Annotated in this window: 21 protein-coding genes; 8 read left to right on the top strand and 13 right to left on the bottom strand. The window is 55.0% G+C overall.

What is annotated here, in order from left to right:
* Positions 1-104: 104 nt before the first annotated feature.
* From JLG71_RS20855 to JLG71_RS20835, 5 genes are all read left to right on the top strand, one after another.
* Positions 105-2,342, top strand: coding sequence for a TonB-dependent receptor (locus JLG71_RS20855; protein ID WP_025107091.1), 2,238 nt, complete (start codon positions 105-107; stop codon positions 2,340-2,342).
* Between the two features lie 267 nt (positions 2,343-2,609).
* Entirely contained in the window at positions 2,610-3,986 is a 1,377-nt protein-coding gene (gene pheP / locus JLG71_RS20850; RefSeq protein WP_048261542.1) for a phenylalanine transporter, read from the top strand.
* A gap of 150 nt (positions 3,987-4,136) precedes the next feature.
* Positions 4,137-5,378 carry an MFS transporter gene (locus tag JLG71_RS20845; RefSeq protein WP_064358053.1) on the top strand — a complete coding sequence of 414 codons (1,242 nt, stop codon included), beginning with the start codon at positions 4,137-4,139 and terminating at the stop codon, positions 5,376-5,378.
* A 16-nt stretch (positions 5,379-5,394) separates the two neighbouring features.
* A complete protein-coding gene (locus tag JLG71_RS20840; protein ID WP_049074752.1) occupies positions 5,395-6,420 on the top strand; it encodes a sugar phosphate isomerase/epimerase family protein in 1,026 nt (341 codons plus the stop codon).
* Complete coding sequence (locus tag JLG71_RS20835; protein ID WP_200913796.1) at positions 6,420-7,571, top strand: Gfo/Idh/MocA family protein; 1,152 nt, start codon at positions 6,420-6,422, stop codon at positions 7,569-7,571. Before JLG71_RS20840 ends, JLG71_RS20835 begins: the two co-directional genes overlap by 1 nt.
* A 37-nt stretch (positions 7,572-7,608) precedes the next feature.
* Here JLG71_RS20835 and JLG71_RS20830 read toward each other — a convergent pair whose 3' ends face one another.
* Positions 7,609-8,025, bottom strand: a complete 417-nt coding sequence (locus JLG71_RS20830) for an Exc2 family lipoprotein (protein WP_014228272.1) — start codon at positions 8,023-8,025, stop codon at positions 7,609-7,611.
* 600 nt (positions 8,026-8,625) lie between these two features.
* On the opposite strand from JLG71_RS20830, the gene JLG71_RS20825 reads away from it, so the two are divergent.
* Complete coding sequence (locus tag JLG71_RS20825; RefSeq protein ID WP_025107086.1) at positions 8,626-9,267, top strand: helix-turn-helix transcriptional regulator; 642 nt, start codon at positions 8,626-8,628, stop codon at positions 9,265-9,267.
* On the opposite strand, the gene JLG71_RS20820 is transcribed toward JLG71_RS20825, so the two are convergent.
* From JLG71_RS20820 to JLG71_RS20790, 7 genes are all read right to left on the bottom strand, one after another.
* Positions 9,268-9,951 carry a fimbrial biogenesis chaperone gene (locus tag JLG71_RS20820; protein WP_025107085.1) on the bottom strand — a complete coding sequence of 228 codons (684 nt, stop codon included), beginning with the start codon at positions 9,949-9,951 and terminating at the stop codon, positions 9,268-9,270.
* On the bottom strand, positions 9,948-11,582 hold the full coding sequence (locus JLG71_RS20815) for a hypothetical protein (protein WP_064405474.1): 1,635 nt from the start codon (positions 11,580-11,582) through the stop codon (positions 9,948-9,950). The genes JLG71_RS20820 and JLG71_RS20815 overlap by 4 nt, the downstream gene beginning before the upstream one ends.
* Positions 11,572-14,109 (bottom strand): TcfC E-set like domain-containing protein, encoded by a 2,538-nt coding sequence (locus JLG71_RS20810; RefSeq protein ID WP_046876903.1) that lies wholly within the window; start codon positions 14,107-14,109, stop codon positions 11,572-11,574. Before JLG71_RS20810 ends, JLG71_RS20815 begins: the two co-directional genes overlap by 11 nt.
* 8 nt (positions 14,110-14,117) lie before the next feature.
* Complete coding sequence (locus JLG71_RS20805; RefSeq protein ID WP_025107082.1) at positions 14,118-14,795, bottom strand: EcpB family pilus assembly chaperone; 678 nt, start codon at positions 14,793-14,795, stop codon at positions 14,118-14,120.
* A gap of 64 nt (positions 14,796-14,859) precedes the next feature.
* Entirely contained in the window at positions 14,860-15,438 is a 579-nt protein-coding gene (gene ecpA, locus JLG71_RS20800) for a common pilus major fimbrillin subunit EcpA (protein ID WP_004111140.1), read from the bottom strand.
* A gap of 70 nt (positions 15,439-15,508) precedes the next feature.
* Entirely contained in the window at positions 15,509-16,126 is a 618-nt protein-coding gene (locus tag JLG71_RS20795; RefSeq protein WP_025107081.1) for a LuxR C-terminal-related transcriptional regulator, read from the bottom strand.
* A gap of 675 nt (positions 16,127-16,801) precedes the next feature.
* A complete protein-coding gene (locus JLG71_RS20790; protein WP_025107080.1) occupies positions 16,802-17,200 on the bottom strand; it encodes an NUDIX hydrolase in 399 nt (132 codons plus the stop codon).
* Positions 17,201-17,411: 211 nt separating this feature from the next.
* On the opposite strand from JLG71_RS20790, the gene JLG71_RS20785 reads away from it, so the two are divergent.
* Positions 17,412-18,392: a LacI family DNA-binding transcriptional regulator gene (locus JLG71_RS20785; protein ID WP_014228283.1), complete on the top strand. Its 981-nt coding sequence runs from the start codon at positions 17,412-17,414 to the stop codon at positions 18,390-18,392.
* A 5-nt stretch (positions 18,393-18,397) separates the two neighbouring features.
* Here the strand turns inward: JLG71_RS20785 and JLG71_RS20780 are convergent, their stop codons facing one another.
* Together JLG71_RS20780 and JLG71_RS20775 are read right to left on the bottom strand one after the other, a co-directional pair.
* On the bottom strand, positions 18,398-19,642 hold the full coding sequence (locus JLG71_RS20780) for a mechanosensitive ion channel family protein (protein ID WP_014837733.1): 1,245 nt from the start codon (positions 19,640-19,642) through the stop codon (positions 18,398-18,400).
* A 77-nt stretch (positions 19,643-19,719) separates the two neighbouring features.
* Complete coding sequence (locus tag JLG71_RS20775; protein WP_200913795.1) at positions 19,720-21,147, bottom strand: MFS transporter; 1,428 nt, start codon at positions 21,145-21,147, stop codon at positions 19,720-19,722.
* A gap of 109 nt (positions 21,148-21,256) precedes the next feature.
* On the opposite strand from JLG71_RS20775, the gene JLG71_RS20770 reads away from it, so the two are divergent.
* Positions 21,257-22,123, top strand: a complete 867-nt coding sequence (locus JLG71_RS20770) for a helix-turn-helix transcriptional regulator (RefSeq protein ID WP_064378271.1) — start codon at positions 21,257-21,259, stop codon at positions 22,121-22,123.
* 260 nt (positions 22,124-22,383) lie between these two features.
* On the opposite strand, the gene nfsB is transcribed toward JLG71_RS20770, so the two are convergent.
* From nfsB to JLG71_RS20755, 3 genes are all read right to left on the bottom strand, one after another.
* Positions 22,384-23,037: an oxygen-insensitive NAD(P)H nitroreductase gene (nfsB, locus tag JLG71_RS20765; protein ID WP_187228407.1), complete on the bottom strand. Its 654-nt coding sequence runs from the start codon at positions 23,035-23,037 to the stop codon at positions 22,384-22,386.
* 118 nt (positions 23,038-23,155) lie between these two features.
* Positions 23,156-23,524 (bottom strand): MmcQ/YjbR family DNA-binding protein, encoded by a 369-nt coding sequence (locus tag JLG71_RS20760; protein ID WP_064358070.1) that lies wholly within the window; start codon positions 23,522-23,524, stop codon positions 23,156-23,158.
* On the bottom strand, positions 23,524-24,105 hold the full coding sequence (locus JLG71_RS20755; protein WP_004848568.1) for a TetR/AcrR family transcriptional regulator: 582 nt from the start codon (positions 24,103-24,105) through the stop codon (positions 23,524-23,526). The genes JLG71_RS20760 and JLG71_RS20755 overlap by 1 nt, the downstream gene beginning before the upstream one ends.
* Positions 24,106-24,148: the final 43 nt, after the last annotated feature.

The following is a 24,148-nucleotide window of genomic DNA, read 5'->3' as shown; positions in this document are numbered from 1 at the left end:
AAACGGCGAAGGCACTGGATGGGGCTCACAGGCGCAAGACCGGAAATGCGAATTTCGGCGGCGGAGTCACTATCGGATCGTTGATTTTGTTCAGGACTGATCTTATGAAACGCACTCTCCCGGCGCTGGCCGTCTCTGCCAACTTAAGCGGCTGCGCCGCACCGGCTTTCCCGCTGCGGAAAACGCTGCTGGCGTTAACCATTGGCGCAATCTCCCATTCGGCAACGGCGGCGGAAAACGTCGCCGAACGCCAGAAAAGCGAAGAAACGATGGTCGTTCAGGCCGCATCCGCCAGCGATTTTAAAGCCGGCGGCGATTTGATAGTGCCCGCCTATCTCGATGGTCAGATAGCCAACGGCGGCCGTCTAGGGATGCTCGGCGAACAAAACGCGATGGACGTTCCGTTTAGCATCATCGGCTATACCTCGAAGCTTATCGAGGATCAGCAGGCGAAAACCATCGCCGATGTGGTCAGCAACGATGCCGGGGTTCAGCCGGTGCAGGGCTACGGTAACTACGCCGAGACCTACCGCATTCGCGGCCTTAAATTTGACGGCGATGATATGACCCTGAGCGGGCTGGCGGGCGTGGTGCCGCGTCAGGTGGTGGATACCGCCATGCTTGAGCGGGTCGAAATTTTTAAAGGCGCCAACGCTCTGCTTAACGGTGCGGCCAGCTCCGGCGTCGGCGGGATGATCAACCTGGAGCCTAAGCGCGCGGAAGATACCCCGACCGCCCGCGTGGGCGTCGACTATACCTCGGATTCTCAGGTCGGCGGTACGCTGGATTTGGGCCGCCGCTTTGGCGACGACAACCAGTTCGGCGCGCGGGTGAATCTGGTGCACCGCGAAGGCGAGGCGGCGGTGGAGAGTGATAAGCGCAGAACCACGCTGGCCTCCATAGGGCTCGATTATCGCGGCGAACGGATGCGCAGCTCGTTTGACTTTGGCTATCAGAAAAAAACCTTCCACGGTAGCCCGATGGGCATCAACATTTCGGGCGTCGATTTTATTCCGCGCCTGCCGGATAACACCCACAACTACACGCAAAAATGGGCTTACAGCGATATCGAAAATGAGTTCGGTATGCTGAGAATGGAATACGACATTGTCGATAAATGGACCGCCTACGCCGCTCTGGGGGCGCAGCATGCCCATGAAATCGGTCTCTATAGCGCCTCGAAGCTGATTGACCGGGCGGGCAACGCCACGGCGGGGCGCCTGGACACCAACCGCTATATGGATACCGCCAGCGGCATGGCCGGGATACGCGGCGAATTCGCCACCGGTTTTGTGTCGCACAAGGTCAACGTCGGCTATTCGGCGAAAACCCAGAACGACAAAACCGCGTGGCGGATGTCGAAGGCGGCGGATAATCCGCTGGTGAATATCTACGATACCCGTCCGGTTGCGCCCCCGGCGAACGCTTCATTCGGCGGCGACTATGACGATCCGCTCACCAGCGGCCGCACCCGTTCCCAGGGCTGGCTGCTGAGCGACACCCTCGGCGTGCTGGACGATACGCTGCTGTTCACCGTCGGCGCCCGTCATCAAAAAGTGGTGGTGCGCAACTACGATAAAGTCACCGGCCTGCAAAGCGATGCGTATGACGACAGCCGCTGGATGCCGACCTATGGCGTGGTCTATAAGCCGTGGCAGGTTCTCTCTTTATACGCTAACCATACCGAAGCCCTGCAGCCGGGCAGCAATGCGCCAACCTCCGCCGCTAACTATGGGGAAAGCGTCGGAATTATTCACTCAAAACAAAACGAAGTCGGGATGAAGGCGGATTTTGGCCGCATTGGCGGCTCGTTGGCGCTGTTTGAAATTAAAATGCCTTCCGCCTTCCTGGATAGCCAGAAACGCTATGGCCTCAACGGCGAGCAGCGCAATCGCGGCGTGGAATTTAACGTTTTCGGCGAACCGCTGTACGGCCTGCGCCTTAACGCCAGCGCGACCTGGCTGAAAGCCGAACTGTCGAAAACCAAGGATGGCGTCAATGATGGTAAAACGGCCATCGGCGTACCGGGCTTCTACGCGGTGCTTGGCGCAGAGTATGACATCAAACCTATCGACGGCCTGACCGCCACCGCACGCCTCAATCACTCGGGTTCGCAGTATGCCGACCAGGCGAACAGCAAGAAGATTGATAGCTTCACGACCCTGGATCTCGGCGTGCGCTATCGTCTGGCGCTTAACGAGAACCAGAATCAGATGACGGTACGCGCGGGCGTCGATAACGTGACGGATGAGAACTACTGGTCCGGCGCGGACGACAGCGGAACCTATCTGTTCCGCGGCGAACCGCGCACGTTCAAGGTTTCGGTCGGCTACGAATTTTAAGGCAAAACCGCAGGAGCGGGCAGGGCGGCTCGCCGGTTGTAATAAATCAATGAATGTATAAAGCCAGGGCATCTGCGGCTTGAAGTATGACGATTTTATACCCTAAATAATTCGAGTTGCAGGAAGGTGGCGACGCAGGGAATCCCCAGGAGCTTACTCCAGTAAGTGACTGGGGTGAGCGAGAAAAGCCAACGCACATGCAGCTTGAAGTATGACGGGTATAAGTGTTAAAAGGTGCCCCTTCATATAAACACACAGGGGATCGACGTGAAAGACGCGTCAACGTCGTCGGATGCCGTAGAGGAAAGCGGCCCGACGCTTCATCGCGGTTTACAGAACCGACATATTCAACTTATCGCCCTTGGCGGCGCCATCGGTACCGGCCTGTTTCTCGGCATCGGGCCGGCGATTCAAATGGCGGGACCGGCCGTACTGCTCGGCTATGCCGTCGCCGGGATAGTTGCCTTTCTGATCATGCGTCAGCTGGGCGAAATGGTCGTCGAAGAACCGGTTTCAGGCTCCTTTGCCCACTTTGCTTATAAATACTGGGGCCCGTTCGCCGGTTTTCTTTCCGGCTGGAACTACTGGGTGATGTTCGTGCTGGTCGGGATGGCGGAGCTGACCGCCGCCGGGATCTATATGCAGTACTGGCTGCCGGATGTGCCGACGTGGATCTGGGCCGCCGCGTTCTTCATCATTATCAACGCCGTAAACCTGGTGAACGTGCGCCTGTACGGCGAAGCGGAGTTCTGGTTCGCGCTGATTAAGGTGCTGGCGATTATCGGCATGATCGGCTTTGGCCTGTGGATGCTGTTCGGCGGCCACGGCGGCAGCAAGGCGGGAATCGATAACCTGTGGAAACACGGCGGTTTCTTCGCCACCGGCTGGCACGGCCTGATCGTGTCGCTGGCGGTGATCATGTTCTCCTTCGGCGGACTGGAGCTTATCGGCATTACCGCCGCGGAAGCGCAGAACCCGGAAAAGAGCATCCCGAAAGCGGTTAACCAGGTGGTATACCGTATTCTGCTGTTTTATATCGGTTCGCTGGTGGTTCTGCTGGCGCTCTATCCGTGGGTGGAAATCAAATCCGACAGCAGCCCGTTCGTGATGATCTTTCATAATCTCGACAGCAACGTGGTGGCTTCCGCGCTGAACTTCGTGATTCTGGTAGCGTCGCTGTCGGTTTATAACAGCGGCGTTTACTCAAATAGCCGGATGCTGTTCGGTCTGTCGGTACAGGGCAATGCGCCGAAGTTTCTCGCCCGCGTCAGCAAGCGCGGCGTGCCGGTTAACTCCCTGCTGCTCTCGGGGATTATCACCTCGCTGGTGGTGCTGCTTAACTATCTGCTGCCGCAGAAAGCCCTCGGCCTGCTGATGGCGCTGGTGGTAGCAACGCTGCTGCTGAACTGGATTATGATCTGCCTGGCGCACCTCAAGTTTCGCGCCGCCCAGCGGCGCAAGGGGCGCGAGTCGAAGTTTAAAGCGCTGCTGTCGCCCGCCGGAAACTATATCTGTATCGCCTTTCTGGGGCTGATCCTGGTGCTGATGTGCACGATTGACGGGATGCGCCTGTCGGCAATTCTGCTGCCGGTGTGGATCCTGTTCCTGTTTGTGGCCTTTAAAACCCTGCGTCGTTCGGCGTAGCGCGATCGCCCCGTCGTCCGGCGGGGCATTATCTCTTTTTATTGTGATCTTCTTCGCGCTTAGCGTATTTTGCCCGCGATCTTCTTTTTGTAATCGATTACTTTTTATTTGAGCGTATTTGTAATCGATTACTTTTTGAGGGCGGTCGAAATGGTCACAACAACCGAAGGTCGTGAAAGTCCCCGCGTAGCCCACCGTTTTCTGGTGCCGCGGCTGTCGTTAATGATGTTTATGCAGTTCTTTATCTGGGGTAGCTGGTCGGTCACGCTGGGGCTGGTGATGACCCGCTATGAGATGTCGCTGCTGATCGGCGATGCTTTCTCCGCCGGGCCGATTGCCTCTATTCTCTCGCCGTTTGTGCTGGGAATGCTGGTCGATCGCTTTTTCGCTTCGCAGAAGGTGATGGCGGTGATGCATCTGGCCGGAGCGGTTATTCTGTGGTTTGTCCCGCAGGCGCTGGTGGCGCAAAACGGCGCGCTGCTGATTGGCCTGCTGTTCGGCTACACCCTGTGCTATATGCCGACGCTGGCGCTGACCAACAACATCGCTTTCCACAGCCTGGCGAACGTCGATAAAACCTTTCCGGTGGTGCGCGTCTTCGGCACCATCGGCTGGATTATCGCCGGTATCTTCATCGGCGTCACCGGTATCTCCGATACCACCGGCATTTTTACCCTGGCGGCGCTCTGCTCGGCGGCGTTGGCCGTTTATAGCCTGACGCTACCGCACACGCCGGCGCCGGCGAAAGGGACGCCGGTCCAGTTTCGCGATCTGCTGTGCGCCGACGCTTTCGCGCTGCTGAAAACGCGCCACTTCCTGATTTTCTCCCTCTGCGCGACGCTGATTTCGATTCCGCTGGGGACCTACTACGCCTATACCGCCTCTTATCTGGCGGATGCCGGCATCGGGGACGTCAGCACCGCGATGTCGTTCGGTCAGATGTCAGAAATCTTCTTTATGCTGGTGATCCCGCTGCTGTTCCGCCGCCTCGGGGTGAAATACATGCTGCTGATCGGCATGGCGGCGTGGTTTGTGCGCTACGCCTTCTTTGCGCTGGGGGTCAGCGAAGAGGGGCGCTTCCTGCTCTATCTCGGCATCCTGCTGCACGGCGTGTGCTATGACTTTTTCTTTGTTGTCGGCTTTATCTATACCGACCGCGTGGCCGGTGAAAAAGTGAAGGGCCAGGCGCAAAGCATGATCGTGATGTTCACCTACGGTATCGGCATGCTGCTGGGGTCGCAGATCTCCGGCGCGCTGTACAACCATCTGGTGGCAGGCCAGAGCGTACCGCAGGCGTGGGTGACCTTCTGGTGGATCCCGGCGGTGGCCGCTGCGGTTATCGCGCTGATTTTCCTTTTCTCTTTCCAGTACAACGAGAAAGAGCAGCGTTAATTTTTCAGGAGGTGGTATGAAAACAATCAAAGGACCCGGCATTTTCCTGGCGCAGTTTATCGGCGCGCAGGCGCCGTTTAATACCCTGGAGGGCCTGGCGCAGTGGGCCGCCGGTTTGGGCTATCAGGCACTGCAGATCCCCTGTAACCATCCGGCGATTTTCGACGTTGAACGCGCCGCCGCGAGCCAGACCTACTGCGATGAGGTGAGCGGCATCCTGGCGGAACAGGGCCTGGCGATCGGCGAGCTGTCCACCCATCTTGAGGGGCAGCTGGTGGCCGTTCATCCGGCTTATGATAAGGCCTTTGACGCGTTTGCGCCCGCCGCGCTGCGCGGTAACCCACAGGCGCGCCAGCAGTGGGCGGTAGAGAAAGTACGTCAGGCGGCGGTGGCCTCGGCGCGTCTGGGGCTGAAGGCGCATGCCACCTTTTCCGGGGCGCTGGCGTGGCCTTATTTTTATCCGTGGCCGCCGCATAATCAGCCGCTTCTCGATGAGGCTTTTGATGAACTGGCCCGGCGCTGGCGACCGCTGCTGGACGTTTTTGACGAACAGGGCGTGGATGTCTGCTACGAAATCCATCCCGGCGAAGACCTGCATGACGGCGTGACCTTCGAGCGTTTCTTGCAGCGGGTCGATAACCATCCGCGCTGCAATATGCTCTATGACCCCAGCCACCTTCATCTTCAGCAGATGGACTACCTGGCGTATATCGATATCTATCATTCGCGAATCAAAGCGTTTCACGTCAAAGATGCCGAATTCCGCCGCGACGGGCGCAGCGGGGTCTACGGCGGCTATCAGAACTGGCAGCAGCGGGCGGGGCGTTTTCGTTCGCTGGGCGATGGGCAGATCGATTTCAAAACGATTTTCAGCAAGCTCACCGAGTATGATTTTGACGGCTGGGCGGTGCTGGAGTGGGAGTGCTGCCTGAAGGATGCGGAGGTCGGTGCGCGCGAAGGCAGCGAGTTTATCCGCCGCCATATCATCCCGGTCTCCGGGCGGGCGTTTGACGATTTCGCCGCAGGTAAGGAGGAGGAATAATGATTCAGGTCGGCATTATTGGCTCCGGGTTTATCGGGCCGGCGCATCTGGAAGCGCTGCGCCGGGTGGGCGACATCGAGGTGGTGGCGCTGTGCGACAGTTCGCTGGAGATGGCGCAGCAGAAGGCGCGCCAGCTCAACGTGGCGCACGCCTACGGTAGCGTTGAGGCGCTGCTGGCGCATCCCGGATTGCAGGTGGTGCATAACTGTACGCCGAACCATCTGCATGCGCGGATTAACCGACAGATCCTCTCCGCCGGACTGCACGTCTTTTCGGAAAAACCTCTCTGCATGACCGCGGAGGAGGCCCGTGAGCTGGTAGCGCTGGCGGAAAGCGCCGGGGTGATTCATGGCGTCAGCTTTGTTTATCGCCAGTTTGCCATGGTGCAGCAGGCGGCGGCGATGATGCGCAACGGCGATGTCGGGAGGCTGTTTGCGGTGCACGGCAGCTATTTGCAGGACTGGATGCTGCTGGAGACCGACTATAACTGGCGGGTGGATTCGGCGCAGGGCGGGGCCTCGCGGGCGATGGCCGACATTGGTTCCCACTGGTGCGATACGGTGCAGTTTATGACCGGCCGACGCATTGTGGAGGTGATGGCGGACCTCTCCATCGTCTGGCCGACGCGCCAGGCGCCCGTGGCCGGCGACGCGACGTTCAGCCAGCATCGCGATGATATCGCGTATGAAGCGCGGCCCGTCGATACCGAAGATTTGGGGTCGGTCCTGTTTCGCTTCGACGATGGCAGCAAAGGGAGCTTTATCGTTTCGCAGGTCAGCGCCGGGAGAAAAAACGGCCTGACGGTGGAGATCGGCGGCAGCCGCTGTTCGCTGGCCTGGGATCAGGAAATGCCACAGCGGCTGTGGATTGGCCATCGCCAGGGGCCAAACCAGCTGCTGAGCGACGATCCGAGCCTGATGCTCGGCGAGGCCGCCGCCAGCGCCCACTTCCCCGGCGGGCATAATGAAGGCTGGCCCGATGCGTTTAAAAATATGATGCTGAGCTTTTATCAGGCGGTGCGCACCGGTGAGATGCCGCCGGCATCGTCACGGCGTTTCGCCTCATTCTACGAGGGGGCGGATGTGATGTACATCATTGCGGCGATAGTGAAAAGCCATCAGCAGCAGCGCTGGGTGAAGGTGGAAAGATAAGCCGAAGGCGCGGTGCGCATTTCGCGCACCCGCTGGGTTATTTCACGCCAAAATAGCCGTCGAGATACGTTCCGGCCAGTTCATTACCGAACAGCACGGCGTCTTTATTTTCCATTTCGTTATCCCATTTATCGCTGACGTTGCCGGTAAATGCGTGCTGGGTTTTTGTGCCCTCTGCCACCTGCTGCCTGATTGCGTCGGCGGTACGGCGGGCGTCGCTTTCGCTCATCCCCGACTTTCTGTCCTGCTGGCCGCGGGCATAGATGTCGGTAAAGTTCGGCAGATTTAAGCGGTAGTTTTCCTGACGGTTACTAACGAAGTTACCGCCGACGAAATCGCTGCGATGTGAGACAAAATAGTAAGCGTGGCGTTCCGGGGACGATTTTGAGGAGGTACAGCCGGAAAGGGCGGCAAGCGAACAGCCGAGCGCGATAAACGCTATTTTTAGTTTCATTGATATCATCATCCATAATTATTAGAACAGGTATACCGATCATTCGGCTACAGAACAAAACGGCTAATTATGTCTATACGGTAGCACCTGAAGACCCATGAATCCAAGGGTCTTCAGGCAGCATTTTTTAGTTCTGCGCCAGCCCGCCATCAACGTAGTCTGGTGGTTGCTGACAGCCCCTCGGACCTTATCAGCGGCAATATCGACTGCGCGTATTTATCGACTGGCTGGCGGAGGCATTTCCGGCGGCGGCGAGTGGGCCACTGCCCACCGGAGCCAGAGAATGACGATTGCCTGCGAATATTATGCATCGCGTGATGATAAATTAAGTCACAAAATTGTATGCTCGCTTCGAGTAAGGGAATCAGGCAGCGATGTTTTGCTATATATGATATAGTTAAATTATATGATGGTTCTATTAAAATATTTAATGAAAGGTGTTAACGTTATTTTTCCGAAGGTCTGGAATTATAAATTAGTCTTTTGTTTTCTATGGTTATAGTAAATATAATAGCGGCAATAATTTTTGTTTATAGTATGTTTGATATTCCATATGTATCTTTTTGAAAATATTTTTTAGCCACTCAAGAGGTAAGCGTAATGCCGGCAGGTAACCATGAGATTAAATGTATGGCGTGTGGTTTAAACTGCCCTATTGAAGCGGAAGATAAAATGGAGCGATCCCTTTGCGGAGAGAGGAAGTTTTCTGTATGGCCAGATAAAAACTATTTTTTTAAGCGAGCGGTTAATGATTTGGTTTTTCGTGAAATTACCTGTTTTCTGCCTGAGGGAATGGTGGTAGTGGATTTCTCCCTCGACAATATTTTGTATTTTCTGCATGAGGAGTGGGCTGAAAAACTGCAGGAGACCGGACTGAAAGTTATTTTACTCGCGGATAAGAGCATGCTGCCCATGGCTAATTTTTGGATGCTGCGCTCCGGATTATTATGGTCGGTGGTGGAAGTCAACGATAGCTTAAGCAGCTTAATCAAGAAAATAAAACGCATCATGCTGGGGCGAAATCTTCGCTGCCGGCGCACACCGTCGCTGACGGAGCATGAAATGAAGACGCTGCGCCTGCTGGCGGACGGGCATTCCAGCCAGGATATCGCCCGCATCATGGCGTGCGATACCCGCAGCGTCTACCGCTTTCAATACTCTTTATGCAAGAAGTTCGGCGGACTCAATCGCCTGCGCGAGCTGCGCTTCAGGCATAACATACCCGCTCTGGATCGGCAGTGATTAGTCAGAGGCATCGGTAAAGCAGCTGCTTCCTAAGCGATGGTATTTACCCAGTGCGACAATAAATTTTTTATTACCGTATTGAGCCTTAGGATCTTTCCAGCTTTCCCCTGGCAGCATGTAAAATTGCGTCGAACTTTCATCATCACCATTGCATCCTTTCTGGATAACAACTCTAAAAAAGGTGTTACCGGTATTTTTAATAGTGCCTGTTTCTTCGTTTATCTCATACTTGAACTGCGTTTTACGCGGGCGCACGATGAGAATGGTGCTCATAGACACTGAGGGAACGACATCCATTTGTTTCTGGTCCTGACGCCAGGGGAAAATCGTAACCGGGGTTTCCTTAAAAATTACCCGATAATATCTCTCAACGGCATCTTTAGGCCCGCGATAATAGAGTTTAAAATATTCCTGGCCATTCGCCTGTACCGTGAACTTCAGCGGCGACCAGACCAGATCTTTATCCTGGCCTGGAACGGGTCTTTCATCTCCGCTGCCCGGTCGGGAGATTTTATAAGCCGATATGGTATACAAATTGTTGTTTTTTGTATCATTGACTATTGGCCGGGAGATAAAATCTTTACTGGCATCCATATCATAGATAATAGAGTCAAAGTACACCGCAGACGCGGGCGGCATCCACAGCCCGCATAATCCGATGACAAGGATTTTTTTCATCATACCCCCCGATCGACGCCAATCCAGGTGGCGGTCACTTTCACATCTCCGGTAGCGTTGACGACACCCATCCAGTCATGGCCATTGGTGGTGAACTGTGAATGCGGGTCATCCATCGGAAACAGCAGTTTCAGCGTGGTGGTAAAAAAGAAACCATCGTTAACGTTGGCGTTCCAGGCCGTCTGAACCCAGGCGGCATTGGTCATATCGACAGGATCTTCGCCACAGCTGTTGCGGACTTTTACCGCTTTACCGGTAGCGGACGTCCATTCGAGGTAGGCCGGGACAGGCACTTTTAGCGTCTCGTCCGCTGAGGTAAACAGGCAGTACGGCAGACCATACATGTTGATGGAGTCGCCGATGACCTGGGCGGTGATGCTATCGGCCTGACGCGATGCGGAGGTGGTGACTTTATACTCAAAGGTGATGGGCTCTTCGCTACCGATCTTGCCGGATGCTTGTGGATGCGAATGCCCGTCGCTGGCGACAATGCTGATGCCGTATTCCCGCGGGATGAGGTTAATTAATGTTGATGGCGTGAACTGATAATAACCCGATTGTGTGGTGACGGCGTTATCAAAATAGAAGGTAAACAGAGAATCCTTGTTGGTTAAATCCGTTCCCGCCTTGAGGACTTTTTGGAAAAAGGCGTTGGACAGGAACACGTAGACGTAGTTACCTGACGGTGTGAAAACCTGGTTATAGTCGACGGTAGTGCTACTGTAGTTGTACCAGGTTGCCCCATCACCGCTGAACCTTACTTCCGATGCCGAAGGAGAGAATCCCAACATTGCCGTATCAATGAGCATCCGGATATCCAGGCTGGAGGTGAGTACTTTGGTCTCCTGTAAATTGTAAGACACCATTTTACAGATGATTCCCGAAGCGCTCGTCAAACCGCTCCCTACCACGCCCATCTGGCATAAATCAGAGCCGAGGTTAACGCTTGGCGTGCCATCGCTGGCAATCCACACTTCTGCCATAGCACCGGTACTGTTTAACTTCAGATGCGAGACCTTTTCGAGGTTGAACGTGTAGTAGCGCCATGTTCCCCCGCTGGGGAGATCTTTACAGCGAACGCCGGAGGCAAAGTCATAATCGGTATTGGTATTCATGTAGCAAAGATTAAGCTGCAAAGAATCGATGGTCCCCACTGGCCGATCGCGAAAATACTCATAGGCCGACTGGCTCAGCGCGCCGGCGCCGTAATAACCGTTTGCTACGGTGTTGCCGGACATCGCGTGATAGTAGCCGTCTTTATCGATGACATCGGGAGAAATATAGCCAGACGCCGGGCAGTTTGCGCCCGTAGACATGCAGCGGATCCCGAGAAACGGCTGGTTAATGGGCGAATTCTCGATCCACAGGTCGAAGTAGCGGTTGGCGTAAGCCCAGCCTACGTAGGTTATATACCCCAGGCTACGCTGGTTAGTCGGATATTTTGTCCAGACGTTGGCTCCGGTGAAGCGTGGGTCGAGGGAGCTGGTGGTGATGAAATATTCGTCATCGACATCATTGTCGATAAACATATAGGAGTTGCTGCCGCTTCCGCTGTTGCTGGGGGTGAGCGCCATAGCCGGCGCGGCCAGCAGCCAGCCGGCCAGCAGCATGATGCTCTGGGGTTTAATAGACATTCTTAACATCTCCAGTCACTGATGCCGTTTGTTGTTGGATCTCACAAGGAATCTCCCCGACCCACACGGCGCCTTTCGCTTCATTCAGATCCAGATCCACTTCGCAAATGCCGCCGAATTTATCCACCAGGGTAATCACTGGATAACGCTTATCGACGTCCATGGCGAACTCACCGAGTTCGTCGGTTCGGGTTTTACCAATGTGGTTATGAATATCGGCGTTGGCGTAGTAACCGCCGCGACGGTCTTTCACCCGGCCAAATACGGTGACCAGCTGTTTGACTTCCGGATTAATCACGCTGACGTTGCCCGGATAGAGCACGACTTTGCTGCGGCGGTCGGTCACGATGTCGACGCTGTCTTCTGAGTTTTTGTCGTTCATCAGCTCCACCTTATATTCCGCGTAAGGCGGAAGGCTGATGAAGTTGCTTTTGCCGGTGAGGGGATAGCTTTGACCGTTGATCTGCGCCATCATCCGGCCCTTGCCGCTGAAATTGGTGTTGACCACCAGGCCGGCGGTTTGGGTACCTTTTCCGGCATAGATATTTTTTTGCGTCCAGGCCACGCTGCCCTGCGAGCTCAGGCTGTAGTTTGAGCTGTGCTGCGATGAGCGGCTGACGGAGACGGTGCCGGCGTTATATTTGGTGTCATAGCTGACGTAACCATTGGTTGCGTAATCGTCGGCGCGATAGCTGCTATCGTCATTTTTATTCTGTTTAATTTGTTTCGAAACCGATGCCCCCACCTGGGTAATGGCGCTGTTGTCGAAGCTTTTGCGCAGCGTGGCGTTCGCCAGCATGTTTCCGTTCTGGCTGGACACCCCGGTGCTAAGCCAGGTAGAGAAGGGGATAGAGATATCAATATTGACGTACTTATCGCGCAGATTTTCGTGGTTGTTGTACTGATAATTCTGAATACCGGCGCGCAGAGAAATCGTCGCATAGCGATTGGCTAACAGCGATTGATCGTAATCGACGTTGGTATAGGTGCTTCCGGTATATTTATTATTGGTTCGGCTGACGCTCAGCGTACCGAGGAACGGCGCTATTTTGCGCAGGTTAGCGTTAGCGCCTACGGTAAAGTAGTCGTTCTGCTGCATGGGCAGCGCGTTACCGATAGAACCATACTGGCGCGACCCCCACAGGCTGCCGTACCCATCCGGTAAACTCATATTGAAGGTGGAGGTACTCTGCCAGCTGCCGTCGGTAGCGAGCAGCCCCTGCTGGTTAAAGCTGAACGAGTTGTTGAAAATAACGTTCGCTTCCGTTTCATTGACGCCGTTATTGTCAAAACCGTAGAGCGTGGTTTTCAGATTCACGCCGGAAAGCCAGGGTTGGCTGGTTGCAGCGGCGACCCCGGCAATCCACGTATTCCGTGTGCCATAATTGATGTTGTAGTTGTGGCGATAGTCCATCTTGTTGTATTCGAGGCTGCCCGCGAAGGTTTGCCATGAGAGATCGCCGGTGACGCTCGATTTTCGGGCGAACGTTTTATTGATGTTCGCCGTCCGGCTGCTGACCACGCGCCCGTTAACGACCACCTGTATATCAACGTTATAGATGCCAAACGGCAGGCGCGACGTATCCAGTTCGTAGCTGCCCATGGAGAAGTTTTGAATGCTGAGCAGTTTACCGTCACGGTAAACGTGCACTTCACCGGCGGCCGGCAGGAACACCGTTACGGGCACCAGAGCAAGCGTGTTGTCTTGCGTTTGTGAACTGCTTTTATTGCCATAGCTGATGCCGTAAATGCGGCTGGAGTTCAGGGCGCTCATGCTGGCGATCGATTGCAGATTCCAGGTATCCACCATCCCCATCGCCAGGCGGCGCCCCTGATAGTCACGTTCGTACATCGAGCGATACAGTTTGCTCTGCTGATTGCTGGTACCAATACCGTACAGAGAACCGTTGAAGTTCAGATGGTGCTCGCGCAGCGACCAGGTATTGTCCAGCGTCAGGTAGCTACTTGCGCTATCGGTATTCTCATATTTGTTGTAATAGCTTCCCATGGAGTAATTCAGTACGCTGGAGAGGTCCTGCGCAGTGGATTCTCCAAGTACGTTGGTACGCGGCAAAATAGCGGCCTGCATGGCCTCCCGGTTAACCGTCAATTCAAGATAAAATGAACGCGTATCGAGTGATAGCGAGGCGTCTTTGTTGATATAAACGCGCTGACCGTCGCCGATGCTTTTGTCCTGCATCTCGTTAATCAGCGATTTTATTTGCGGCGATAGTTCAGTTCGCTCTGGGAGATCGCTGAGGGTGATCTGGTTCAGGCGAAACTCATTATCCTTGATGGTAAGGATGGCATCAGCGATTTTTTGCTGGCTGCGTTGGGTACTATTATCGCCTTCATAACGAATAAAAACAGGGACCGACATGCCCTGATATAACGCGTTAGCAAATACCGAAGGAATAACATAGTTACTGACTTTAACTGGCGCTGTAGCATTAGCTGCCCAACCCTGGTTTACCGTAAGCAATAACCCAGCGAACAACGTCCCTTTGACATAACCAAGATTATCCATAATGTTACTCAGTTTACATTTATATATTGCTCACCGTGCCATATTCCAATTCGCGTTTTTTTGTTGGTGAGATCGGTATGCTTTATTTTTACGCTGACACCAGGCATGACATAATAGCGTTCACGGCAGCCTTGACCCTCATCCTTCGCTTTATCACGACAGGGCCCGTAGGAGATAACGCGGAATGAAGCGTTGCCGGTATTGGTCACCGTGTCATTATCGCGACGATAGTCAAATCTTTCTTCACGCGGCGCGACCACCAGAATGGTACCAATAATGGCAGAGGTCGTTGCCTCACCCTGTTTTTTCTTTTTACTGGCTTCGAACTCGGTCACAGGCTCATCGGTCCAGGATATGCGGTAATAACGTTCCTGGTTGTCCTGAGGTCCTTTGTAAAAAAAACGAAAGTTCTCTTTGGCATTTCCGGGTAATATCAGGCTGGCTGGCGTTGATAATAATTCCGATCTGCTCGCCATCGGGATAACAGTGCCGCCGGCCATAGGCGATGAAATACGCTCCACGCTGACGCTAACGTAACGCGCCGTATCGGTGGTATTAATGATTTCTTTTGCCAGAGTCGAGGCATCCGGCCCCATTATTGAGGTGACGTCTCCGACATTAATTGCATGGGAGGAGGGCGTCACGGTGAATAAGAAGAGAGAGAGTAATAATGGATTCAGTTTCATGGCGCATCCTTATAAGGAGGCCGAAGCCTCCTTGTCATACCGGACAGGTGTTGGCTACACCTGATTAGATAGTCCAGACCGCGTTGAACTGAACGCGAACGTCGCCGCTCCAGTAACCGTCGGTTAAATCTTTGAACTCAGCGGCGGTGCTGCCGTCAGAAGTCGCGGAGTCGACAGTGAAATCGAAGGAACCCTGAGTGCTGACGCGATCGGCGCCTGCGAAGGCGGTAGCGACAGCCAGCGCATCCAGACCCGCGGAGATGTTGTTGGCGGTATCAATCATCGTTACCGGGGTGGTTTTGTTCAGCGCGTTGCCGTTCCAGCTCACACCGACGGCCAGAGTAGAGGCATCAGTGGTACGGCTCAGGGTGTTGCTGACAATCTGAGAGGTCAGCGTGAAGTCGGTCGCGCCAGACTGGCCCTGGATGGTGATGTCAAAAGCGCCTTTCTGGGCGTTAAACGCTTCAATCCCTTCAGCGTACTGGAAGTTCAGGGATTTCAGCGGAGTGACAACCAGCGCGCTGGTGGTGTCTTTAGTTGCGCTTGCATCCCAGCTTGCAGTGGCGGAAGTGGTCACGTCAGCCATTGCGTTGGAAGAGATAAGAGCCGCAGCCACAACACCCGCTAATACGATTTTTTTCATTTTAAATTTCCTGAGAATAATTAAGTTAGTTCCATTTATGGAGTTATTGCTACAAATACTGATAATGACTTTATCCAGATAGAATAATGTTTAACTTCCCTCTGCCTCCCATCTTATTCTGCAAGCTGAGCTTGATTGCGTAGATCCTTTTTTCTGCCATCTGCAATTCGTTGGCTATTTGCTTAACCGACTTTTCTGCGAGTAAAAGATCGAGAACCAGCACTTCCTGGTCGCTGAGTTTTTGGCGGTAACCTCGACCATCTCTTTGACCGAGAAACGAAAGCTGTATTTTCTTTTCAATCTCGTCTCGGGTATCGCTGGTGTTGATAATCGAAACTATCTGCTGACAGCGGTGTTTCCAGAACAGCGCCAGCGGCTGCGCTAACCTGTCGGCAATCAACACTATCCGCAACCCTGTTTTGATCAGATATTCAATCCATTTATCATTGGTGAATAATCTGATGTTGTAGCGAGAAAAATCAACAAAAATAAATCCAGAATTAGAGAAGTTGTAGTGCTTGTTAATTAAAAAACAATGCACACCATTTTTTAAATAGATGTTTTTATCGGGCCATACGCAATAGCGGGTTTCAATGCAGTTAATCGATTTTATCGTAGGTCGTGGATAGATTTCGCATTGATACTGACAGCTTATGCAGTATACCTTCTCATATTTCTGCGGAGCCATATGTCGATTTATTTCCCTATATTGTATTACCCTATCGTTCAATGATGTGGCTATATTATGGCTAGTTAATAAATGTGACAACTTTAATTTCTGGAGAGTTATATAGATGAAAAATGTGTAAATTCTTAAGGGCTGAAATTGACTGGATTGATACTAACCTACTATTCTGAATAAGAAAAATCTTAAGGTGCAGGATTTTATGTCGATCGCTCCTTAAGAATTATCCATGGTGACCAGGAATTTTCTCGCTGAATGGGGGAGAATTGGTTAAAAAAAAACAGCACAATAAGTCAAAAAAAATGCTATTTCATCGCTGTTTGTTAATTTTGTGTTTTTGTTTTGTTTTATTTTGTGGTGTTTATTCTGTAATCACCTGTTTTTTGTAAGGGAAAGTTGCGATATTTTGGATTATGGGGGAAAGGACCGTCTGGCGAAATATGATCTGGCGTACAAAACAGGGCGTTTTTAAGAACTAAAACGCGTCGGCGCTTGAAAAGGAGCGAATCAGAAGGATGTGCTAAATCTTAACCGGAAGAAGCGGACAAATGCTTCTCGGGGAGACGGGGCGCTGCAGCCTGAACGGGCTCTGCCTGCAGGCCGCCGTAGCGCCACCGGGACGATGGCAGCGTGAATGTGCAGACAAATGAGCCAATACTTTCGATGCGCCCCGGGCGCTTACGCCCCTTTCAGCAGAGGAAGCAGGTGATTCTCGGTAAGAGGAGCAAGCTTAATATGCCGATCCTGGCCCGGCGTATACCAGATAACTTCTTCTATTTCTGCCGTCGGTGTAAAGCTCGCTCTGTTGGTGGCTATCTGAAAGATATCCGCCGAGACCGTATGGCCCGGCTCGTTTGCCGCCGTATCGGTGAAGCGGCCTAACGGGACCAGTTCTTCAGGTGAGACGATGAAGTTGAGCTCCTCTTCGAGCTCGCGGATCAGCGCCGCTTCCGGGGCTTCCCCGATTTCAGGTTTTCCACCGGGCTGCATAAAGTACTCAGTCCCTCGTTTGCGTACTAAAAGACAGCGTCCTTGACCGTCGGCGATCACTGCCGCCGCGATATGAATATTTTTTATTGTGTTCAAGAGATACCCCAGTTATATGCCGATGATGTTCAACGGCCGGCGTACGTTTCATCTCTCGCGAAACAACGCCGACGCTATCATGATAGCGACCTTAGCGTGCTAATCAATCCCGTCGATTCTCGCAAAACCTGCTGACGGCGCAGGCGGGGCTCATTTATGATAGCCTGCGAAATATAACGTCTATGCGGGAAGTGCAGCCTCTATGTCAATTCAGAAAATCGCTCGCCTGGCGGGCGTCTCGGTGGCGACGGTATCGCGGGTATTGAATAACAGCGATACCGTTAAAGCGAAGAATCGCGAACGTGTGCTGCAGGCGATCAAAGAGAGTAACTACCAGCCGAATTTGCTGGCCCGCCAGCTGCGAACGGCCCGCAGCAATATGATTCTGGTGATGGTCTCTAATATCGCCAACCCCTTTTGCGCCGAGGTGGTCAAGGGCATTGAAGAAGAGGCGGAAAAGAACGGCTACCGGATCCTGCTGTGTAATTCAGGTTCGGATTTAGCCCGTTCAACCTCGGGGCTGCAGCTGCTCTCCGGCAAAATGGTCGACGGCATCATCACCATGAACGCGCTCTCCAGCCTGCCGGAACTCACCACCATGATCGGCGACGCGCCCTGGGTGCAGTGCGCGGAATATGCCGATAACGGCAGCATCTCCTGCGTCGGCATCAACGACGTCGACGCGGCGCAGGGCGCCGTTTCCCGGCTGGTTGACGGCGGGCGTAAACGCATTGCTTTAATCAACCACGATCTCAGCTATCGCTACTCGCGCCTGCGCGAGCGCGGCTATAAAAGCGTTCTGCACGTTCGCGAACTGGCGTATCAACAGGTGATCTACGCCAGCGATCTGAGCGCCGCGGCCGGTAAACAGGCGATGGAGACGCTGCTGGCGCAGGAAGAGCAGCCGGACGCGGTGTTTGCCGTCTCTGATTCGCTGGCGGCGGGCGCGCTGCGGGCTATCGCTCAGGCCGGAATGCGGGTGCCGGAAGATATTGCGGTGGTCGGTTTTGATGGCACCGAACTGGCTGAAGTGGTATCGCCGCAGCTGACCACCGTGGAACAGCCTTCGCGCGAGATTGGCCGTACGGCGGTCACGCTGCTGATGAAAAGAATCGACAATCCCGACGCCGCGGTCGAGCGGGTGATGATGGACTGGCGCGTCATTTCCCGCGCCAGTGCCTGAGGATATTACTGAGACACCGCGCCCGCCAGCGAACGAATGTCGTTACCGGTAGGGGACTGATGGATCCGCAGGCCGAATTCGTCAACCACGGCATAGACGTGATCGAATATATCCGCCTGAATGCTTTCATATTCCGCCCACACCACGGTGTTGGTGAAGCAGTAAATCTCAATCGGCAGGCCGCTGGCGTCCGGCGCCAGCTGGCGCACCATCAGCGTCATATCTTTGCGGATGCGCGGATGATTACGCAAATACTCCTGCAAATAGGCGCGGAAGGTGCCGATATTGGTCATCCTGCGCTGATTCAATATCGATTGATCGGCGGCGTTCTGCTGGTTCCACAGGCTGATTTCCTGATGACGTGAATCCATATACGGCTTCAGCAGCCTGGCCTGAATTAAGCGCTGCTGCTCCTGTTCATCAAGAAAATGAATGCTGGTGGTATCGATATTCAGGCTGCGCTTAATGCGGCGACCGCCGGATGCCGACATACCGCTCCAGTTTTTAAACGAGTCGGAAACCAGCGACCAGGTTGGAATGGTGGTGATGGTGTTATCCCAGTTGCGCACCTTCACCGTGGTCAGGCCGATGTCAATCACCGCGCCATCGGCGCCATATTTTGGCATCTCCAGCCAGTCGCCGAGCTTGAGCATATCGTTGGCGGAGAGCTGAATTCCCGCCACCAGGCCAAGAATAGGATCTTTGAATACCAGCATCAGTACCGCGGCCATCGCGCCGAGTCCGCTAATCAGAATCGCCGGCGACTGGCCAATCAGTAAGGAGATAACCAGAATGCCGACAATAATCGCGCAGACCAGCTTAATACCCTGAAATATCCCTTTAAGCGGCAGCTGAGAAGCGGTGGCGAATTTCTGCGATAAATTGAACACCACGTCCAGCAGCGAAAAGAAGGACAGCATCGCGTAGATCATCACCCACAGCTGCGCGCAGGTGGTGAGTATTTCCGCGGCCTCGCTGCCTTTTTGCAGCCACAACACCGCCTGCACGTTGACGATAATCCCCTGCAGGGTGAAGGCCAGACGATGAAACAGTTTGTTCTGGGTAATAATTTGCAGCCACAGGTGGCTACTGGCCTTCGCCCGCTTTTCGAAGGTGCGCAGCACCACTTTGTGCAGAATAAGATGAACGACAATCGCCGTCAGAAAAATAATGCCGAAGATAATAATGAGTGAGGTGGTGGGGGTAATTTTGATGCCTAATGCGGCGATTTGCGATATGAATTCCTGCATAACGTCTCCTTTACATCCAGCGGTTATGATGACCGCTGGATGTCTATTATGCAAATCGCAGGTTACGCTGTTGTGAATTATGGGGTCGCTACCGCCGGACGGACGTTAAGGTGATGGCGTAGCCACAGCGCGATGGCGCCCAGTACCAGCATCATCACCACTTCCACCGCCAGGAAATCGATCAGCGCCCGGGGATAGTCGCCGCCGCTGCGCTGGGCAAGGGTTAAGAATAGCGACCCGAGAATTGCCGGGCCCAGACCCAGCGTCGCCTGCTGCAGAGTGCTGAGAATCGCGCTCCCGGCCCCGGCGTCGCAGGCGCTGATATCGCGCATCCCGATACGGTAAAAGCTGTTGACGATCAGCGCCTGCCCGTAGCCGATAAGCGCCGTGGAGGGGACCAGCGCCAGGGTGGTGGTGTGGATACCAAGGCGATAAAAGGTCGCGCTCAGCAGCAGCAGGCCGACAATCTGCACCGACAGGCCGGTCAGCAAAATGCGCCCCATGCTGTAGCGGGCAATCAGCTTCGGCGCGTACAGCGCGGAGATGAAGTAGGCCACGCCGAGCGCGATAAAGCTGTTGCCGGACTGCCACGGCGCCATCCCCAGACCGGCCTGCATGGTCAGCGCCATGCAGAACATAAACCCGGACCAGGCGCTGAAAAAGAGCAGGGCGATGGCCATGCCAAAGCGAATGCTGGTGAGCTTCAGCAGGCGAGGCGGCAATAGCGGCTGCTCGCCGCGCTGCTGTTTGCTCAGCGCGCTGGCCCGCATCCAGACCAGCAGCGGCAGCACCGCAGCTAACATCAGCTGCAGCGTCCACGGCCAGTGCAGCTCCGGCCCCAGCGCCATCGGAAACAGCAGGCAGCAGAGGATTAGCGCAAGGCTGAAGGTGCCCTGCCAGTCGATGCGCGAATGCGCTTCGCGCCGGGTCTCCGGGACGTATCGCGGGCTGAAGGCCAGCACCAGCAGGCAGATCGGCACGTTAATAAAGAAGGCATTTCGCCAGCCTAAACCGGCGATATCCGCCGAGACCAGCCAGCCGCCGCCCATCTGACCGACGATAAAGGCGATTCCGCCAATGCCGCCGTAGAGGCTGATGGCCCGGGCGTGGGCGGTGCCTTTGAGGGTGATATGCAGCGTAGCGAGAATCTGCGGCACGATCAGGGCCGCGCCGGCGCCCTGGACCGCGCGCGCCGCCAGCAGCGTGGTGATGGAGTTCGCCATCCCGCACAGCAGGGAGGCGACGCCAAAAATCGCCACGCCCCACATAAACAGACGGCGGCGGCCATAGTTATCGCCAAGCTTGCTGCCCATCGCCAGGCAAACGGCAAAGGCGACGCCGTACAGCGCGACGATCAGCTCCAGCTGGGTGGCGCTGGCGTTCAGCGACTGGGTGATGGAGTCCAGCGCGACGTTGGCGATCGAGGTGTCGATCAACGGCAGCATCTGGCCGGTCAACAGAAGGAATAAACCGGCGCGGCCGGGTGAAACAGCAGACGAATTCATCGGATCTCTCCATTGCGTCATTCAGCGGATGGCCGTAGCATCACCGATAAATTAAACGGGTACCAGTTCCTGCTTATACTGGTATTGGCACTACCATGCTGGAGGTTTTATGACGACCATGCCGCAACGTGAATCGACGATCGCCGCGCCCGATGACGGCCGTAAACAGCTGGGTGCGTTTCTGCGCGCCCGGCGTGAGAGCCTCGATCCGCAGCGCCTGGGGTTGCCGCGCGTTGGCCGGCGGCGCACGCCGGGCCTGCGGCGGGAAGAGGTGGCGATGCTGGCGGAGGTCGGCGTCACCTGGTACACCTGGCTGGAGCAGGGGCGGGAAGTGAATCCGTCCGAGGCCGTGCTGGTGTCGGTGGCGAACGCGCTGCAGTGCAGCCCGCTGGAGACCCGACATCTGTTTGTCCTGGCCGGACTGACGCCGCCGGAAGCTGCGCAGGTCACGGTATGCGAAGGCATCAGCCCGGGCACCCGGCGGATGCTCGATAGCCTGATGCCGCAGCCCGCCAGTATTCAGAAGCCGAGCTTCGATATTGTGGCCTGGAACGACAGCTTCTGCCGCCTGATGGGCATCGATTTCGCCACCATTCCGGAAGAGGATCGCAACTGCATTTATCTGTATCTGACCAATGAAACCTGGCGCAGCCGCATCGAGAATCGCGACGTGCTGGCGACGTTTGTCTCCTATTTCCGCGCGGCGATGGCGGAGCACCGCGGCGATCCGCTGTGGGAGAATAAGCTGGCGCGTTTTTTCGCCGCGTCGGCGGAGTTCGAGGCGCTATGGCATCAGCGCTATGAGGTGCGCGGGGTGGAAAATCAGGTGAAACACTTTAACCATCCGCAGCTCGGACGCTTCAGCCTGCAGCAGATGTACTGGTACTCGGCCCCGCGCAACGGTTCGCGCCTGCTGGTCTATTTGCCGATGGATGAAACGGGCGAGCGGGCGCTGACGTGGCTGCACACACACTAACGGAATGCTTATGAACGTGACCCGAAAAGAGCAGCGCATTATTCAGCGTACGCTCAACGCCTGGCGGTCATTGGCCGCTATGCGGAGCGCATCTGGCACGTGGAGGTATCCTGGCTGCAAAATACTGCGGGCTATCCCCGGGGGCGGCGCTTGACGCGCCTTACCCGGGCTACGGGTTCCCACAGTGTGTAATTTTGTAGCCCGGATAAGGCGACAGCCGCAATCCGGGGATCATCCTGACGTAAAAGAAAAGCAGAGAATTAAATCTCGGTAATGGTCGTCGCCTGCGGCAGGCGTGATTTCGGCAGCGTCGCGTTAAAGTCTTCAACGCTATGATGGCCGACCGGCACCACCACCAGGCTGGTGTAGCCCTTGGCCTTCAGGTCAAATTCGGCATCGAGAATTGCGAAATCGACGCCTTCAATCGGTACGGCGTCCAGGCCCATTGCCGCCACGCCGAGCAGGAAGTTGCCGACGTTGAGATAAACCTGCTTCGCCATCCACTGATCGTCGTCGTGCAGCTCTTTGCGGTGCATATCGGCAAAGAAGGTGCGGCCTTTATGGTTCGCGGCTTTGGCGTCGGCGTTTGCGAAGCGGCCATCGGCCTCTTCCTGATCGACCACGCGCTCAAGCCAGGCGTCATCCATCGCGGTTTTGGCGCAGAACACCACCACGTGGGAGGCATCGAGAATTTTACGTTCGTTAAACACGTAGGTGCCGCTCGCCGCTTTGGCGACGCGCGCTTTGCCTTCATCGCTGCTGGCAACGATAAAGTGCCACGGCTGGGAGTTGGTGCTTGACGGGCTGTACTGCAGCAGCGTTTTCAGGTTTTCCGCCTGCTCGGCAGTTAGCTTTTTAGTGGCGTCAAATGCCTTGGTGGAGTAGCGCTTTAAGGCAACCGATACGATATCCATACTCTTCCTCACTGTTTACAACCCCTTGCGGGTGCGTTTCGTGAAGGAAGAGTACAGCGATGGCGGGCAAATGATAAGGGGCAAAAATGCGATAACACTTATCGCGCAGCGCTGAAAATCACCCCGGACGTAGGCGCTGCTGCTCTTTTTTGCTGAGTTTATCGACGATCAGATTCCACGAATCATCGATCAGCTCCGCTAGTAACTCGACGCTGATGTCCTCGCCGGGAACCACGGTGATCCAGTGCTTTTTGTTCATGTGATAGCCGGGCTCGATGCTGCGGTAAATGGCCTGATGAAGCAGCGATTTTTGCGGATCGCACTTCAGGTTGACCAGCGCGCGGCCGCGTACCGTCGCGGTGAGCATAAAAATCTTCCCGCCGACTTTAAACACATCGTACTCCGGGCCAAATGGCCAGCAGTGCTCGGTAAAGGGGAGCTCCAGCGCGATACGATGCGCGTTGTTATGCAGCGAGCGGTGATCCATCAGCTATTGTCCTCGGCAAGGGCCTGCCACATGGCTTCAAAGCCCAGCTCGACAAAACGGACGGCGCGCTCCGGCTCGTGGCTGGCGTATTCAATGGTGGTTTCGGCCAGCGAAAGAAACAACGCATCGCCGAAGGTACGGTACTCGTCGGATTGAAAAACGGGTTTGATTGAGCGCTGGCACAGTTCATTGAGCTCGGGAAACATCTCCTGGACGCGGTTGCGGGTTTCGTCGGTGATCCGTTCACTCAGCGCCATCCGGCGAATCGCTTTATGCTCCATGGGGTTACGCACGCCCCAGCCGATATAGCTATTCCAGATATTGCGCGTGTTCTCTTTTGGCCGGGTCTCGTTCGGGTTGAGACCCGCTATCATTGTCTGTACCAGGTCTGCTTTTATGGTCAGATACAGCTCGTTGAGCAAATCGTCCTTGGTGGCAAAGTAGCGAAACAGCGTACCCTCGGCAACCCCGGCGCTGCGGGCGATGGCGGAGGTTGAGGCGGCGATTCCCGATTGGGCAAAGGCGGCGGTTGCGGCCTCCAGTAACGCTTGCTTTTTATCTTCACTCTTAGGACGAGCCACTACACTTTACCTCACTCATAATAAAACCACGATCTAAGCACGC

It is taken from the genome of Klebsiella michiganensis, from assembly GCF_015139575.1.
Taxonomy (GTDB): Bacteria; Pseudomonadota; Gammaproteobacteria; order Enterobacterales; family Enterobacteriaceae; genus Klebsiella; species Klebsiella michiganensis.
Note: the sequence above shows the minus strand (reverse complement) of the source record. Positions and strands in the feature narration are given on the sequence as shown.